The organism is Thalassospira lucentensis MCCC 1A00383 = DSM 14000, assembly GCF_000421265.1.
Classification (GTDB): Bacteria; Pseudomonadota; Alphaproteobacteria; order Rhodospirillales; family Thalassospiraceae; genus Thalassospira; species Thalassospira lucentensis.
On record NZ_ATWN01000004.1, the window covers coordinates 292,811 to 308,426 of the forward strand.

The window sequence follows — 15,616 nt, forward strand, 5'->3', positions numbered from 1 at the left end:
CAGTGCAGGACACCAAGACGCCCCTTTTGGGCGCACCTGACTGCAAGGAGGCCTGACCATGTGGAAAACACTGAGCTTGATTGCCGTGGTGGCAGGTGCCGTTACGGTTGCATCCCCGGCCAATGCCGGGTCCCCGGTTTGCGGTGACCGTGCCAAAGTCATCGACAGCCTGAGTGCGAAATATTCCGAAGAACCGATTGCCGTGGGCGTCACGTCCAATGGCGGGGTGATCGAGGTGCTTAAAGCGCCCGATGGCCAAACCTGGACCATTTTGTTCACCTATCCGTCCGGCCCGAGTTGCCTTGTCGCATCTGGCGAGGCCTGGCAGGAACTGGAAGAAAAGATTAAAGGCCCGGCTGCCTGAGTGCGCTGTCCTGCTTAGAGTTTACCTCGGACCTCCCTTAAGGATGTTTTCTTGTCAGATGACCTCCTGAACTGACCCGCAAGCCGATTGGTTTGCGGGTCTTTTTTTGTTCTGCGGGTGGTGTGTGGGGTGGAGTATGTGGGGCGAGATCCCCGTACCGCGCCTTCGCGGGCACAGGCTCTGCGCGGGGATGACGGTGCCATCTTCAATATCCATACCTTTGTGCGTCATGCCCGCGAAGGCGGGCATCTCGAGAGTTGGGCGTGTGCGAGGCGAGATTCCCGCCTTCGCGGGAATGACGGAACATTTAATTTTCGCACGCCCCCCTTGCCCCCCTTTGAAAAGGAGAGACCCCCATGACCCAACCGGTTGACGTGATCTGGTGGATCACGGCGGTCGAAATTCCGGCGGTGGCCAGCCTGTTTTGGCTGCACTGGCGCATGCGTTCGGAACTTCTGACCCGGATTGAACGCATGCGCAGCCGCCATGAAGGCGACGTTGGTGACCTGCGCGACGGGTTGGCGGAATTCAAACTCGACGTTGCGCGCAATTACGTTTCGATCCCGTACCTCAAAGACATTGAAAAACGCCTGACTGGCCATCTGTTGCGGATTGAGGCCAAGCTTGAACACAAAGGATATTCCCAATGACGATGGATGTTTTTGCCCCCCGAAATGATGTTGAAACCCTGACGGATGCCGAAATTCTGGCGCGCACATTATACGGCGAAGCACGCGGCGAGGAGCTGGCCGGGATTGAGGCGGTGGCGTGTGTCATCCTGAACCGGGTGGCGTTCGCCAAATCGCGGGGGCGCTATTGGTGGGGCAATGATATTAAGTCGGTGTGCCTTAAACCGGGGCAGTTTTCCTGCTGGAACAAAGCCGATCCCAACCGCAAAAAGTTGCTCGCGGTCAACCCGCGTGATCGTGCGTACCGGCTGTGTAAACGCATTGCCAGCCGCGCAGTGACGGGCAATCTGCCCGACCCGACCGAGGGGGCGACGCATTACCACACCCATGCGGTCGATCCTTATTGGGCGCGCGGCCATGTGCCGGTGGCCGAAATTGGCAACCATTTGTTTTATCGCGGTATTTCGTAAAAAGGAGCCCGCCCATGATCCCCGCATTGCTCGCCCAAATCGGCCTGCCGCTTTTGATCAAAGCGGTGGGGGCCGGACTTGACCATATCGACAATCCGATTGCCAAAACGGCGGCCGATACATTGAAACAGGTCGAAGACGCCGTGACCAAGGGGGATGTTACCCCCACCCAAATCCTTGAGGCCAACCGCCATACCGAACGCATGGCCGAAATTGAACTGGCACGCGATACCAAAACGCTCATATCCATCAACCGCACCATCCGCGCCGAAGTCGCCAGCGAAGATGCCTTTGTGCGGCGCTGGCGGCCGAGCTTTGGCTATGCGGTGGCCCTGACATGGATCATGACCATGGGGGCGATTGCCTACGCCATTATTCTGACGCCATTGCAGGCGCCAGCGATCATTGCGGCCTTGGTTAATACCAGCCCGATTTGGGGGATTGCGCTTGGGGTGCTTGGCGTGAGTGTTGTTAAGCGGAGTGCGGATAAGAGGTTGGGGTAGGGAGTACGTGGCGGCATGGACCCCCGCCTTCGCGGGGGTGACGGATGGGAACGAGACGTGACACTACAATGCCCGTCATGCCCGCGTAGGCGGGCATCCATCACTCAGACAACCCGTTCGCGCCGTACCCAAGTTTTTAGAGGCAGTTTGCTTCGTAGGGATAAGAGAGGAAATATATATTGGAAAAACCTCTTTTATTGATTTGAGAGACATCGTCATTGTTATCTGCAATGCGAATCTTGCCACTGTTATTCAGGCGGTTTGCAATAATTAGAAGGCGTATATCTTTGCCCGCACGTTCAATGTATTTTTCAAGTTTTGTACTTTTTTCGTTGATAGAGGCCTGAATCTTATCTGTCGGCGATTGTAAGACAAATCCGACTTCGTCATTTATGATTATCCAATTCGAGTAGCGATAAATGGTTATTTGGATCTTCCCTCCGCTTGGAAGCCCCAGCATTTTTCCAAATCCCCATTCTTTTTCCTGAAAGTTTTCAATTTGAAGGGCTTCCTCAATTTGGTTTAGTTCGATGTCGGAAATATTGCCTTGTATGTTATTCGTGGGTGATCTGAGAAATCGAAGATATAGCTTTACGCCTGTTTTGTTTTCATAGCTTTGCCTTAACGATTGTAGCTGTGAAAAGCGATGGGCTTCTTGCTGCTTTTGTTTCGCACTTCCTTTGGGGGTTTTCTGGCCATTAAATATCTCTGTGACTTCCAAGCCAAACTTGTTGCCGTTTTGATCTATGATGAAATCAGGTCTTTCCTTCTGATCAATAATTTCCCAATTCAGTCCGAGCAGATTTGCAGTCGTTTCGACAAAGTGACGCTCTGATTGTTTCTGTTTGTCATTGGCCATTTTGCCATTCCGGTCGAGTGGTTGTGTTCGGGGGTAAGACAGGAAAATGGGGGCTGACTTATTCCTCGGTTGTGTCTGTTGCTTCTGCCTGCCAATAATCCCGCCGTCCGTGTCGGACGTGCAGGATTGAGACCTGATCTTTCTCAACGCAATAAAACACCCGCCACGGTATACCGCGCCCATAGAGCATGTGACGGATTTCCATGTCGAATTCCGCACTTTCCGGTGCAATGGCATGGGCAAAGGGCAGGGTTTGCAGACGGATCACAGCTTGACGCAGGCCATCACGCCATTGAGCGGCATAGGACGGGTTTTCATCATAAAGCCAGTCATAGGCAGCGATGATATCGCGGCCTGCCTTCGGCGATATGACAACCCGGTAATGTTTCATCCGTGGCGGTTGGTGAGGTTGTCAAAAAAACTGTCGGCATCTTCGCCTTTTTGATCGGTAATCTGGTGCAGGCCAGTACGAATGCCATCAACCGCATCGGTGTATTCCAGCCGATTTTGCATGTCCTGCCACGCCTTGGCATCCATCACAACTAAGGACGCCTTGCCATTGACGGTGAGGACGGTCGGTTGCTGCGTTTCTTGCAGGCGTTTGGTGAAAGCTGCCGTGTCGCGTTTGAACTCGGTCAGTGGGCGAATATCCTTGGTGATGTCCATTTCGCACCTTTAAAGCATTTAATTAAATGCCAATTTAGCATGATTTTGATGCGTGTGAAAGCGTAGGCATCTGATTTGGAGCCCGTTCGATTCAAAAGGGCAGGAAACACAATATGAAGGCAACATCGCGCTTTATGGCGCTGATGTTGCAATTGGCCTTTTGGGGCAAAGCGCATATTGCGCAAACATGCGGCGCGTCCTACATTCTCCCTCATGACAAATACAACACATACCACGATTTACCGTGTCCTTGGATCGGACGAATGGGCGCAGGCCTTATCGGACGGGCAGTATGACGGTGCGCCGCACGATATTGCCGATGGCTTTATCCATTTTTCGACGGGCGATACGTTGGCGGCAACGCTGGCGCTGCATTATGCCGGGCGCGATCATTTAAAACTGCTGCGCGTGCCGGTCGCCCCGATTGCCGATAAGCTGAAATGGGAACCGGCCCGCGGTGGCACGTTGTTCCCGCATCTTTATGATGTGCTGTCGGTGGAATATGTCACGCGCGTTGATGACGTGCGGCTGGGCGATGACGGGGTGCATGTGCTGCCCGAAGAATTGCGTTAAGCCACCTTATTGCTGATACCGTCAGGGGTGGAACCAAACCGCCCCGCCCGACGTTATCAGGATATGCGTATTTACCCTTTTTATAAATGTGTCGGGCGTTCGCGGCTTGGTGCTGGAGTTGTGGCTGCCGGGTTTTGGCGGGGCTACCCGCATGGATAAGCCCGATATCACATCGGTGCGCGAGATTGTCGCGCGCCTTGGCCAACGCGGCGGTGAGGCCAGCATGGTATCGGTTGGCGATATGGTGTCGGAGTTCGGGCGGCGCAGTCATGGGCCGTCCTTGTTTCTGCCGGCCCTGATCGGGGTGTCGCCATTGTCGGGGATTCCGATGGTGCCAGCGTTTCTGGCGATTATTATCGCGCTTTTTTCCCTGCAAATCCTGTTGGGGCGTGATCACCTTTGGCTGCCTGACGTTATCACCCGACGGCGCATCGCGGGGGAGCGTGTTCAGCACGCCATGGACCGGGTGACGCCAACGGCACAGCGCATGGACCGCTGGTTTGGCGGGCGGTTGGCCCATTTGACCGGGCCGATTGGCATCCGGGTGGCGGCCCTTGTCTGTCTGATGTTGTCTTTTACCGTGCCGTTTTTTGAAATGGTGCCCTTTGCCGGGATTATCCCGATGATGGCGATTGCGGTGTTTGGTTTGGCGATTACGGTGCGTGACGGGGCGTTGATGGTTGGCGGACTTGTCCTGACCACCGGGGCGGCTGTGTTTCTGGGGCCCATGGTGTTGGGGTAGGCCTTGATCCATGCCATCATCCGGCCCAGTGATAGAGGCGTCCGCCATCCTTTTTAGTGCCGGTATCGGTGACGCCGGGCAGTTCGCCCGCCCGCACGGCATCCATGAAGGCATGGCCGAGCTTGACCTTATCGCCGATGTAAAGCTGGTCCCAGTTCGGACCATAAATTTCGGGGAAGTGAAACGGGCCGGGGGTGCGGGTTTGTAGGGCGGATATGAGGGCATTGATATCAAGTTTTGGCATGGGGCCAGCGTACCATATTTTCCTGTATGGTGCAGCCGGGGTCGCGAAACTAAACAGTGTTAACGTTGCCCCATAAAAACAGCCCGCCGGTGAGTGGCGGGCTGTTTTTCTGTGGATGTGGTACGCGCGGTGGTTTTAAACCAGTTCGGCCAATGCGGCGGCGTCGAAATCTTCGAGTTGGTCAAACGCGCCTTTTTGCACCTTGTTGGTCCACTGCGCATCAGAGATCAGCGCACGGCCGACCGCGATCAGGTCAAATTCACCCTTCTCCATACGCTCGGTCAGGGCATCAAGACCGGCCTTTTCCGAGGCTTCGCCGGAAAACGCGCCGATGAAGTCCGATGACAGGCCGACAGAACCCACCGAAATCGTTGCCGCCCCGGTCAGTTTTTTGGCCCAACCGGCAAAGTTCAGACCCTTTTCGCCGTCCAGTTCGGGGAATTCCGGTTCCCAGAAACGGCGCTGCGATGCGTGGATGATATCCACCCCGGCATCGACCAATGGGCCGAGCCAATCGGTCATTTCATCTGGTGTGGTGGCAAGGCGGGCGGCAAAGTCCTGCTGTTTCCATTGGCTCACACGCAGGATGATCGGGAAGTCTTCACCAACGGCCGCACGCATGGCGCTGACCACTTCGCGGGCAAAGGTCGATCGTTCCTTGATGGTTTTGCCACCAAACCGGTCGGTGCGTAAATTTGTCCCCGACCAGAAGAACTGATCAATCAGATAGCCGTGTGCGCCGTGGATTTCAAAGGTATCGAAGCCAGCGTTTTTGGCATCAAGGGCGGCCTTGGCAAAGGCGGCAATGGTGTCGGCAATATCAGACTCAGACATGGTGTTGCCGCGCGGCTCATCCGGGCCAACAAGGCCGGACGGGCTTTCGACCGGGGCATCTGGTTCCCATTCGGTATAGCGGGTGGAGCCAGTATGCCAGATTTGCGGGCCCATCTTTCCGCCAGCGTCATGCACGGCCTTGGCAACATTGGCCCAGCCCGCCATGGCGTCAGCGCCGTGAAAAAACGGAATGGCCGGATCGTTGCGTGATGCCGGACGGTCCACAACCGTGCCTTCCGACAGGATCAGGCCAACGCCGCCTTCGGCGCGTTTGCGGTAATATTCGGCATTAATTGCACCGGGAATACCGTTTTCGGCCTTGGTCCGGGTCATCGGCGCCATGACGATACGGTTGGGCAGGGTCAGGGATTTCAGCGCAAAGGGCTGAAACAGAATGTCTGTGTTGCTCATCGGGAGTCTCCGAAACTATGAAAGTCTATGATGGAGACTAGATATATGATATATACTTGGTGTCAATGAGGCACCTGTACGAAACCAGGTATACTCAAGGAAACCACCGACCCGCTAACGGGTGGGGCATGTGGGACGCAAAGTACGGGGAAGAGGACCGGGAACAGGAAATGTGATGATGAAAGAATGTTCGATTGAGAAATTTAGCGCCGACTGCCCGTCGCGCCTGTTGTTTGATCAGATTGCCGATAAATGGTCGATGATGATTTTGGCGGTGCTGGCCAAGGAGCCGCTTCGGTTTAACGCGATCAAACGCGGGCTTGAGGGCATCACGCAAAAGGCCCTGACGCAAACGCTGCGCAAGCTTGAGCGCAACGGCATCATTGCGCGCCACGTGATCGCGACATCCCCGGTCGCCGTCGAATATGAAATCACCCCGCTTGGCCGCACCCTTATTGAGCCGTTCAAGGCACTTTATGCCTGGACCAATGATAACATGCCCGAGGTCGAAGCCGCGCGTGCGGCGTTTGATGCGCGGATGGGGGAGAAGGTTTAGGAGCCAGTTTCAAGCCCGTTGCCCTCGTGCCAACCCCGATTGATCCTTGCCCAACGCCTCCCACCCGCGTAAGAAAAGGGCAGGTATTGCAAGCAAAGGGAGCTGTCGCGTGGGGTGGTATAAGTCACTGGTTTTGCCGATTGTCCGCTGGATCGATGCGGAGACCGCACATGGTCTTGCCATCTGGGCATTGAAAAACAATCTGGTGCCGCGCGCTGATGACGCAACCGATGCGACGCCCAGTCTTGAGACCGACGTGTTCGGGCGCAAGTTTGCCAATCCGGTTGGGTTGGCGGCGGGCTTTGATAAAAACGGCGAAGTTCCCAATGCCGCGCTTTCACATGGGTTCGGTTTTGTTGAAATCGGATCGGTAACCCCCGAGCCGCAGCCGGGCAATCCCAAGCCACGCCTTTTCCGGCTTTATTCCGACCGCGCGGTGATCAACCGCATGGGGTTTAATAATGACGGGGCCGATGTTGTTGCCGCCCGACTTCGCAAGCGTGCACGGCGTGGTGTGCTGGGGGCGAACCTTGGCAAAAACAAATATTCCGAAGATGCGGCGTCTGATTACGCCAAGGGGGTTGAAGCCCTTGGCCCTTATGCCGATTATCTGGTGATCAATGTTTCATCGCCCAATACGCCGGGCCTGCGCGCGCTTCAGGGCCGTGCGCCACTTGAAAAGCTGCTGCGTGCGGTGCTTAAGGCGCGTGATAGCTTTGCCAAGGGGGTTCCGGTCCTGCTTAAAGTCGCGCCAGATCTGACCGATGAGGATAAATCCGACATCGCGGCGGTGGTGATGAAGCTCAAGCTTGATGGCATGATTGTTTCAAACACGACGATTGATCGTCCTGTCGGGCTGAACAGCTATGATCAGGATGAAAAAGGTGGTTTGTCCGGCCCGCCGTTGATGACAGCCTCGACCAAGGTTCTGGCCGATTTTTACCGTTTGACCGAGGGTAAAATTCCCCTGATCGGGGTCGGCGGGATTGCATCGGGCAAGGATGCCTATGAGAAGATCCTTAATGGTGCGTCGCTGGTACAGCTTTATTCCTCGCTGGTCTATCACGGGATGGATCTTGTGGCCGAGATCAAGGAAGACCTTGTGCGTCGGTTGCGCAAAGACGGCTTTGCCAATGTGAGTGACGCGGTCGGTGCGGCCTTCCCGGAAATTTCGGGCAAGGGTATTCCGGTTGATGAGGCGCTGGCGGCGAAGGAAGCCCACGCAGCCAAGAAAGTACAGGCGGAGACCGGGAGCAAGCCTGCGCAAGCGGCAAAATCAGCACAAACGGCCAGCGAAACAAAGCCGAAGCCAGCTCCTAAAACACGCAAGCCTGCGCAAGAGGCGAAGCCTCGCAAACCGGCGGCCACGACCAAGGCGCGTAAACCGGCAGCTTCCAAGACGGATATGGCGAAAGAATAAGCCTTGCTGTGAGGGGGCCGTCCTCGCCCTTGCTGGGATGCACCACGTCACCATGCCCTTTGACCCTATCGTTGTCATGCCCGCGCAGGCGGGTATCCACCGGAACACCCTACTGTTTTTACTGAACTGGAAAATATGAATGCCGACCACGCCTTATAAAATGATCAATGGCCTTTCGGAAGTGATCGGCAATTATGATGCGGTGATCCTTGATCTTTGGGGCGTGGTGCACGACGGGGTAACACCGTATCCAAGCTCCATCCCGGCGATGGAAGCGCTTAAAAAGGCTGGTGTGCCGGTCGCGTTGTTGTCGAACGCACCGCGCCGGTCCTCGGTCGTGACCGCACGCATGGAAGACATGGGCATTGCGCGGGATTTATATGGTCCTGCGGTGGCCTCGGGCGAGATTGCCTATGCCCAGCTCGTTGCGCGGTCTGATCCCTGGTATGCCGAGCTTGGGCGTAAGGTGCTTATGGTTGGCCCGGTGCGCGATATGTCGATGTTTGAGCAGCAGGATGTCGAGATCGTCAAAACGATTGAGGATGCCGACTGGGTGCTGGTCACCGGCCCGAATGATGATCATGATCCGGTCTCGAAATACGAAGACCTTTTACATGCGCTTAAATCCCGCGATTTGCCCGTACTGTGCCCGAACCCGGACCGCGAAGTGATCCGGGGCGGGGAACGCATCATTTGTGCAGGCGCAATTGCCGGGCGGTACGAGGAACTCGGCGGCAATGTCCGTTGGGAAGGCAAGCCATTTGCCAGTGCCTATGATTTTTGCCTGCAAGCGTTTGATAAGGGCCCGGATGCCAAATTGCTGGTGGTTGGGGACAGCATTTCGACCGACATTGCCGGATCGAACAATGCGGGGTTGGATGTGGTGCTGGTGACCGGCGGCATTCACGCCGAGGAACTCGATGCGCCGCGTGGAACGTTGCCCGATAAAGGCAAGCTGGATGCGCTTCTGGAGGCCACGGGGCGGCATATTACCTATGCGATGGGGGATTTTTGCTGGTAGAGGCGTTTTACAGACCTGAACTAGTGGAAGCCTTGAGATTGCTCTCTGAGGCGTCGGATGTCGTGCAGCAATGCGGTCATAAAAGACCCGTTCTCGTCGGTGGAGCTGCTGTTGAGCTGGCCACTCTTGGAGAACTTGTTTCCGGTGATCTTGATATTGTCACGCCATGGCAGCAGATATTTGAAGAGGCACTTGAGGATGTCGGTTTCGAACGCAGTGTTGGGCCCGGATCTTTTTCACGCGGTTTTCAGCACACGACGTTGAAGGTCGGGGTTGAGGTTGTTGACAGCAAACTGATGGATGGGCGTGGGAGTTATGATCGCGTTTATCTCCTGCGTTTGGATGCGGGGCATAGTGTTTCGGTAATCTGTATTGAAGACCTTATCGCTGATCGCCTGGGCCAATATAATAGTCCTCCTCACTATGATGAGGAAATGCTCCATCAGGCTGTACGCCTGTACCAGCTTGCGTTTGAGCTAGATAAACCTTATCTTGATAAGCGTATCGCTGAGGAAACCTCTGGCGATTTTGGTCTGGTCCTATTGGAAAAACATGCGAATGCGTGAGATCACGATTGAAGAATTAGCTGCACGTATCAGCCGGAAACGAGCCGAGTTAGGTTTGCCCGGCACTGGTGACGTGCAACCAAATTCCGGTCGGCGACGCACCGAAAGCAAGCGTAATTTATTGCGCAATATCGCGCGGACTGCTGCTGAATGTGGCGAAGAACCAACGTTCAAGGCCAATTACTGAGGCTGATTTTCAAGTGATGTCTGTTGTGCCCGCTTTTCGGATGGAAAGCGGGTTTTGTTTTGGGGTGGTGCTTGTGGGGCGAGGTTCCCGCCTTCGCGGGAATGACATTCGTATCCATGCTATCATCACGCGGTATTCGTCACTCCCGCGAAGGCGGGAGTCCATGTGCTGGTTGGGGGCATAGAAGCGCGTTAGCTTTGCGCCTCAACCTTGCTTTCACGGAAGATGATGAAGATGCCGCTTGCGGTGATGATGGCAGCGCCGACAAAGGTCAGGGCATCGGGTGTTTCGCCCCAGAAAAACCAGCCAAGCCCGGTGGCCCAGACGAGGGCGGTGTAATCAAACGGGGCGACCGTCGGTGCCTCGGCAACGCGGAAGGCCTGGGTGATCATGGTCATGCCGCCAGTGCCAAAAAATGCGATGGCGGCAAACAGCCAGAGGTCTTCGGCCCGGATCGGGGTCCAGAAGAATGTGACGATGGAGCCGGTCAGAATGGCGCTGGTGGCACTTAAGTACAAAAGCAGCGTCCACATGCTTTCGCGGGTATCGACAAAGCGGGCACTGAGCATCAAAAGCGCGTAGGTAAAGGCGGTCGCCACCGGCAGGAGCGAGACCGCCTCGAAACTTGCCGCACCGGGACGGACAATCACCAACACCCCGACAAAACCAATGACAACCGCGATCCAGCGTCGCCAGCCAACCGGTGCGATAAACAGGGCGGCAATTGCGGTGATGAACAGCGGGGCGACAAAGGCAATCGCGGTGGCCTCGGCCAATCCCATAAGGTGGATGCTGGTAAAGAAGAGAACCGTTGCGGTAATCCAGATCAAGCCGCGCAGGAAATGCACACCAATACGATGGGATCGAAGGGCACGCCGCCCGCCCATTTTAAGCGCCAGCATCACGGCAAAGGGAAGGGCGATGACATTGCGCAGGAAAATGATCTGGATCGGGGAATAGTGATCCATCAGGCTTTTGGCCAACCCATCATTGATGCACAGGGCGGCCACCCCGGCACACATGAAAAGAATGCCCGTCAGGTTATGCTGGCGCTGATGTGCGTGTGTTTCCAAGGCCCGTTTCCCTGTGGTGCGACCAGTTTTACTGGATTTATTTAGGGTCAGGACCCAATTGAATGTTTAAAATGGCATCAGAACAAGCAAGACATGCAAGGAAATCTCCGCCGCGCGGGGTATTGCCCCGGGCAAGGGGATTGACGCAGCAGGTCGCAGAGTGTCCTGATGTCCTTCGGATCGGAGGAATTTGCACGGGCTATTACGTCGCATCACCTTGCAAGGCAGCGAGCATCGCTACGGTAATGCTCCTGATATCCGCACAAATTCCTCGCGACCATTTCAAGCATTCAATTGGGTTCAGACCCTAAATTAGGGTCAGGACCCTAAACTTGTCTTTCCAGATAGCCTGTTTGCAACTCATGGTCGAGGGATTTCATCACGTCGATAAAGGCGCGCAAGGGCGGCGGTACGCGCCGGTGATCGGGGTAATACAGGAAAAGTCCCGGAATTTCGGGTAGCCAGTCATCCAGTACGGTGACGAGCTCCCCGTCGGCAATGGCGCGTGCGGCATAGATTTCGGAGACATAGGCAATACCAAGTCCCTGCCGGGCCGCATCGACCATCAGGTCATGACGATCCAGGGTAAGGGCGCCTGGCACATCGATCGAGATTTCCTGACCATGCTTTTCAAAATCCCAGTGATAGATCTTGCCACTGGGGAAGCGATGGCGGATGCAGTCATGCGCGCGGAGGTCATCGGGGGTGTTGGGCGGGGTTCTTGATTTGAAATATTCCGGCGCGGCAACCGCGAGAAAGCGAAAGGGTGGACCAAACCGCACAGCAACCATATCAAGCGGTACAGTTTCGCCCAACCGCGCGCCAGCATCAAAGCCCGCTTCGACAATGTCGACCAACCGTCCTTCGGTCACCAGATCAATCGATACATCGGGGTAAAGGTTGCGCATTTCCGGGATAACGTGACGGGTCAATAACCGGGCCGCACCATCCGATGCGTTGATGCGCACTGTGCCCGATGGCCCACCAGTGCGAAAACTTTCAACCGCCGTCATGGCCTCTTCAATGTTCAGAACAGCCGGGCGTAACCGATCCAGAAGGCTTTCGCCCGCCTCGGTCAAAGAGACACTGCGTGTCGTGCGATGAAGCAAGCGAACATTCAGGTTCTTTTCCATGTTGCGCAGGGCGTGGCTGAGGGTCGAGGGCGCAACACCCAATTCATCGGCAGCACGGCGGAAACTGCGATGCTCGGCAACGGCAATGAAAAACCGCATGTCGTTTAAGGACGGCTGGTTCATTGATGGCATATTTTCACTAACCCATCCAAATTAAGCTAGGTTATCACATCAGTCATTGGCTTCTATCTTTCGATCATGTTCAGAGCAAGAAAGAAAGGGTGCTGACATGACAAAGACTTGGCTTATTACCGGCGCGTCATCGGGCTTTGGCCGCGGGATGGCCGAACGGTTGCTTGCCCGGGGCGATCAGGTGATTGCAACTGTGCGCCGTCAGGGATCGCTTGATGATCTGGCTGCGCAGTATCATGACCGGTTGCGGGTTGTGTATCTGGATGTCACCGATACGGACGGGGTGCAGGCAGCGGTCAATCAGGCCTTTGCCGATTTCAAACGTATTGACGTGATTGTCAGCAATGCGGGATATGGCATTTTGGGCACGGTTGAAGAAACCAGCATTGATCAGATGCGCGATATCATCGAGACAAACCTGATGGGATCAATGGTTCTGATCAAGGCGGCCTTGCCGCATCTGCGTGCCCAAGGATCAGGGCGGATTGTTCAGGTGTCGTCCGAAGGCGGGCAGATTGCTTATCCCGGGTTTAGCCTTTATCACGCAAGCAAATGGGGCATTGAGGGCTTTATTGAATCGCTTGCCAAAGAAGTTCAGCCCTTTGACATCGATTTCATGATTGTTGAACCGGGCCCGTCGCGAACGGCCTTTGTCGGGTCCATCGTTCTGCCCGATCCGATCAGCGATTATGACGGAACCCCCGCGCATGACCTTAAAGACGCGGCTTTTGGTGGCGGGTGGGTGATCAAGGGTGATCCGGACCGGATGGTGGATGCGATGATTACGGCTGCTGATGCACCGGTTATGCCGTTTCGACTGTTGCTGGGCAAGGATGCCTATGCCGGTGTACATGCGGCTTTGAACGAACGGTTGGCGGTGCTCGAAGCCGGTCGGGACATTACAGAGGCGGTTGATTTCACTGAGGAAGAGCTTGCAGCGATGTAGCTTTATCATCGCTGTATAGGTTCTGACCCTAAATGCAAACCGCCGCCCGACATGACATCGGGCGGCGGTTTGGCGGTGCGTCGGAAACTTTGGGCGATCAGATCGCGGTGGCGCGGTTGGCGTCGATGTAAATCTCGCGCAGGCGTTTGGCAATCGGGCCGGGGACACCGTCGCCGATTTTCTTGCCATCAATTTCAGCAACCGGGCAGACAAAGGCCGAGGCCGAGGTTGAGAAGGCTTCTTTCGCGTTCTGCGCTTCTTCAAGGGTGAAGTGGCGTTCTTCGACTTTAAGCTGCAGTTCCTCGGCACATTTAAGGACCGATGCGCGCGTGATGCCGTGCAGGATGTCGGTCGAGAGTTCGCGGGTGACGATGGTGTTATCCTTGGTCACGATATAGGCGTTGTTCGACGATCCTTCGGTGATGAAACCATCGAGCAGCATCCATGCATCATCGGCACCCTTGCTTGCGGCTTCGGTTTTGAGAAGCGACGCATAAAGAAGCTGGGTCGTTTTGATGTCGGACCGGCGCCAGCGGATGTCGGGGAAGGTGACGATTTTCTGACCGCGTTCGGCCAAGGCCGATTTGATCAGCGATTTGGACTGGGTGAACATCACAATGGTTGCCGGGGTTTTCGGGTCAATCGCGAAATCACGATCGCCAGCCGAGCCACGCGACACCTGAAGGTAAATCAGGCCTTCGGTGATGTTGTTGAGCTTGACCAACTCGCGGTGGGCTTCAAGAAGCTGATCCATGTCAGGCTTGAATTCGAATTTCAGTTCCGAGAGCGAGCGTTGCAGGCGGGTCATATGGCCCTTGAAATCAATCAACTTGCCATCAAGCACCGAGGTCACTTCATACACGCCATCGGCAAACAGGAAGGATCGGTCAAAGATCGAAATCTTGGCTTCGGTTTCTGGCACGAACTGGCCGTCAACATAAACAGTACGCATGGCAACTTCCCCGATACGATGGCGGACGATTGAAATTCCGCAGGTGATGGATGTAAGCGTCGTTTCCATGGTCAAACCCCGCGTGGTGTTCGCACCACAGGGCGTGACCGTTTGGTCCGACACTATTTAGGGAAACAATTATCACAGTGCGAGGCCGTCTGTCGTGCGAAAGCTTTATATCTTGCGTGTAAAAGGTGGAAAGTTGCTTTGACACGGCGCAGATGACAGGCCGGTGCAATAATATGCGTGGCAATCGGGCTTTATCGTCGCAGATTGTTCAAAATGTAGAATGTTAAATAAATTCCTTTTGACCCTAACATAAGTTGAGGTTCTATCGTCCTGTTCATGAGATGAAAAACATCGTTGGGAAATGGAGCCCTGTAATGAACAATCCCCTGCCAATCGCGAACCAAATGTCGGTGTCCCATGACCGCGACAGCCTGCAAAGCCGGATCAATGCCAGCTGGGCCATGCCGACCCGTCGCCCCAAACAGGATGTTGATCTGGACGCCTATTTCGCGCGGATTGGCTATGACGGGCCACGGGCGGCAACGCTTGAGGTTTTGCAGAGCCTGCATGCCCTGCATCCGGCCAATATTCCGTTTGAGGCGATTGATGTGTTTAACGACAAACCGATCAGTATTGCGCCCGAAAAGATCGACCAAAAACTGATCCATGACGGGCGCGGCGGATATTGTTTTGAGCATAATTCGCTGTTTGGCCGGGTGCTGCGCAGCCTTGGATTTGAGGTCGAAGGTCTGGCCGGGCGAGTTTTGTGGGGCTATGGCGAAGCCGATATGCCGCGTCCACGTTGCCATATGGCCAACCGGGTGATGATCGATGGCGATGCGTGGCTTGCCGATGTCGGGTTGGGGGGATGTGTGCCAACGGCCCCGCTGTTGCTTGATATTGCCACCCCGCAAGTCACCCCGCATGACACATACCGGGTCCTCAAGGGCGCGCATGGTTACCGTGTGGAGATGGAACGGGGCGGGGTCTGGAAAGCGGTGCATGAGATCGACTACGCCCCGGTGGCCGATATCGATTATGAGGTCATGAACTGGTATGCGTCCGATCACCCCGAAAGCGGGTTTTGCAAGACATTGATGGTCGCACGATCCGCGCCGTTTGCGCGGTTTACCTTGCTCAATAACCGCCTGACCATCCGGCTTGTTTCGGGCGAGGAAGAGCAACATACCTTAAGCGTGGGGGATATTTCGCAAACGCTGAGAGACATCTTTGGGATCGAGCCGGACCCGCGGTGGCAGGGCACCTTTGCAAGAATGATCAAACACAGTCACGGATGAACGACTGTGCGGTGTTTATCGCGATTGT

Annotated in this window: 20 protein-coding genes and 1 pseudogene; 13 read left to right on the forward strand and 8 right to left on the reverse strand. The window is 55.4% G+C overall.

Annotated elements, in window-relative coordinates:
- Positions 1 to 58 precede the first annotated feature (58 nt).
- The 4 genes from K355_RS0110470 to K355_RS0110485 all read left to right on the forward strand — a co-directional run bounded on the left by K355_RS0110470 (position 59) and on the right by K355_RS0110485 (position 1,966).
- On the forward strand, positions 59 to 364 hold the full coding sequence (locus K355_RS0110470) for a hypothetical protein (protein WP_022732091.1): 306 nt from the start codon (positions 59 to 61) through the stop codon (positions 362 to 364).
- A 356-nt stretch (positions 365 to 720) separates the two neighbouring features.
- Positions 721 to 1,014, forward strand: a complete 294-nt coding sequence (locus tag K355_RS23780) for a hypothetical protein (RefSeq protein ID WP_022732092.1) — start codon at positions 721 to 723, stop codon at positions 1,012 to 1,014.
- Entirely contained in the window at positions 1,011 to 1,463 is a 453-nt protein-coding gene (locus tag K355_RS0110480; RefSeq protein WP_022732093.1) for a cell wall hydrolase, read from the forward strand. The genes K355_RS23780 and K355_RS0110480 overlap by 4 nt, the downstream gene beginning before the upstream one ends.
- 14 nt (positions 1,464 to 1,477) lie before the next feature.
- Positions 1,478 to 1,966, forward strand: a complete 489-nt coding sequence (locus K355_RS0110485; protein WP_022732094.1) for a 3TM-type holin — start codon at positions 1,478 to 1,480, stop codon at positions 1,964 to 1,966.
- A 136-nt stretch (positions 1,967 to 2,102) separates the two neighbouring features.
- Here the strand turns inward: K355_RS0110485 and K355_RS0110490 are convergent, their stop codons facing one another.
- The 3 genes from K355_RS0110490 to K355_RS0110500 are packed head-to-tail and all read right to left on the reverse strand — an operon-like array spanning position 2,103 to position 3,491.
- A complete protein-coding gene (locus K355_RS0110490) occupies positions 2,103 to 2,825 on the reverse strand; it encodes a hypothetical protein (protein ID WP_022732095.1) in 723 nt (240 codons plus the stop codon).
- Between the two features lie 58 nt (positions 2,826 to 2,883).
- Complete coding sequence (locus K355_RS0110495; protein ID WP_022732096.1) at positions 2,884 to 3,216, reverse strand: type II toxin-antitoxin system RelE/ParE family toxin; 333 nt, start codon at positions 3,214 to 3,216, stop codon at positions 2,884 to 2,886.
- Positions 3,213 to 3,491 carry a type II toxin-antitoxin system Phd/YefM family antitoxin gene (locus K355_RS0110500; protein ID WP_022732097.1) on the reverse strand — a complete coding sequence of 93 codons (279 nt, stop codon included), beginning with the start codon at positions 3,489 to 3,491 and terminating at the stop codon, positions 3,213 to 3,215. The genes K355_RS0110495 and K355_RS0110500 overlap by 4 nt, the downstream gene beginning before the upstream one ends.
- 213 nt (positions 3,492 to 3,704) lie before the next feature.
- Here K355_RS0110500 and K355_RS0110505 point away from each other — a divergent pair, with 213 nt between their 5' ends.
- The gene (locus tag K355_RS0110505; protein WP_022732098.1) at positions 3,705 to 4,064 is read left to right on the forward strand and encodes a DUF952 domain-containing protein; all 360 of its coding nucleotides are present in this window, start codon (positions 3,705 to 3,707) and stop codon (positions 4,062 to 4,064) included.
- Positions 4,065 to 4,215: 151 nt separating this feature from the next.
- Positions 4,216 to 4,806 carry an exopolysaccharide biosynthesis protein gene (locus tag K355_RS0110510; RefSeq protein ID WP_028791513.1) on the forward strand — a complete coding sequence of 197 codons (591 nt, stop codon included), beginning with the start codon at positions 4,216 to 4,218 and terminating at the stop codon, positions 4,804 to 4,806.
- A gap of 16 nt (positions 4,807 to 4,822) precedes the next feature.
- On the opposite strand, the gene K355_RS0110515 is transcribed toward K355_RS0110510, so the two are convergent.
- Together K355_RS0110515 and K355_RS0110520 are read right to left on the reverse strand one after the other, a co-directional pair.
- Positions 4,823 to 5,050, reverse strand: a complete 228-nt coding sequence (locus K355_RS0110515) for a DUF1413 domain-containing protein (RefSeq protein WP_022732100.1) — start codon at positions 5,048 to 5,050, stop codon at positions 4,823 to 4,825.
- A 135-nt stretch (positions 5,051 to 5,185) separates the two neighbouring features.
- Positions 5,186 to 6,295, reverse strand: a complete 1,110-nt coding sequence (locus K355_RS0110520) for an NADH:flavin oxidoreductase (RefSeq protein WP_022732101.1) — start codon at positions 6,293 to 6,295, stop codon at positions 5,186 to 5,188.
- A gap of 175 nt (positions 6,296 to 6,470) precedes the next feature.
- Here K355_RS0110520 and K355_RS0110530 point away from each other — a divergent pair, with 175 nt between their 5' ends.
- The 5 genes and pseudogenes from K355_RS0110530 (at position 6,471) to K355_RS0110550 (ending at position 10,045) form a co-directional block, all read left to right on the forward strand.
- The gene (locus K355_RS0110530) at positions 6,471 to 6,851 is read left to right on the forward strand and encodes a winged helix-turn-helix transcriptional regulator (RefSeq protein ID WP_245562935.1); all 381 of its coding nucleotides are present in this window, start codon (positions 6,471 to 6,473) and stop codon (positions 6,849 to 6,851) included.
- 109 nt (positions 6,852 to 6,960) lie between these two features.
- A pseudogene (locus tag K355_RS23785) lies at positions 6,961 to 8,007 on the forward strand (quinone-dependent dihydroorotate dehydrogenase); the annotation flags it as partial.
- A 403-nt stretch (positions 8,008 to 8,410) separates the two neighbouring features.
- The gene (locus tag K355_RS0110540) at positions 8,411 to 9,292 is read left to right on the forward strand and encodes a TIGR01459 family HAD-type hydrolase (protein WP_022732105.1); all 882 of its coding nucleotides are present in this window, start codon (positions 8,411 to 8,413) and stop codon (positions 9,290 to 9,292) included.
- Complete coding sequence (locus K355_RS0110545) at positions 9,283 to 9,858, forward strand: hypothetical protein (protein ID WP_022732106.1); 576 nt, start codon at positions 9,283 to 9,285, stop codon at positions 9,856 to 9,858. The genes K355_RS0110540 and K355_RS0110545 overlap by 10 nt, the downstream gene beginning before the upstream one ends.
- Entirely contained in the window at positions 9,851 to 10,045 is a 195-nt protein-coding gene (locus tag K355_RS0110550) for a hypothetical protein (RefSeq protein WP_022732107.1), read from the forward strand. The genes K355_RS0110545 and K355_RS0110550 overlap by 8 nt, the downstream gene beginning before the upstream one ends.
- Positions 10,046 to 10,236: 191 nt before the next feature.
- On the opposite strand, the gene K355_RS0110555 is transcribed toward K355_RS0110550, so the two are convergent.
- Together K355_RS0110555 and K355_RS23790 are read right to left on the reverse strand one after the other, a co-directional pair.
- Positions 10,237 to 11,118, reverse strand: a complete 882-nt coding sequence (locus K355_RS0110555; RefSeq protein WP_022732108.1) for a DMT family transporter — start codon at positions 11,116 to 11,118, stop codon at positions 10,237 to 10,239.
- 326 nt (positions 11,119 to 11,444) lie between these two features.
- Complete coding sequence (locus K355_RS23790) at positions 11,445 to 12,374, reverse strand: LysR family transcriptional regulator (protein WP_033368817.1); 930 nt, start codon at positions 12,372 to 12,374, stop codon at positions 11,445 to 11,447.
- A 106-nt stretch (positions 12,375 to 12,480) separates the two neighbouring features.
- On the opposite strand from K355_RS23790, the gene K355_RS0110565 reads away from it, so the two are divergent.
- Positions 12,481 to 13,329, forward strand: coding sequence for an SDR family oxidoreductase (locus tag K355_RS0110565; protein WP_022732110.1), 849 nt, complete (start codon positions 12,481 to 12,483; stop codon positions 13,327 to 13,329).
- A gap of 97 nt (positions 13,330 to 13,426) precedes the next feature.
- On the opposite strand, the gene K355_RS0110570 is transcribed toward K355_RS0110565, so the two are convergent.
- Entirely contained in the window at positions 13,427 to 14,350 is a 924-nt protein-coding gene (locus K355_RS0110570) for a D-amino-acid transaminase (protein ID WP_022732111.1), read from the reverse strand.
- Between the two features lie 314 nt (positions 14,351 to 14,664).
- On the opposite strand from K355_RS0110570, the gene K355_RS23795 reads away from it, so the two are divergent.
- Positions 14,665 to 15,588 (forward strand): arylamine N-acetyltransferase family protein, encoded by a 924-nt coding sequence (locus K355_RS23795; protein WP_022732112.1) that lies wholly within the window; start codon positions 14,665 to 14,667, stop codon positions 15,586 to 15,588.
- Positions 15,589 to 15,616: the final 28 nt, after the last annotated feature.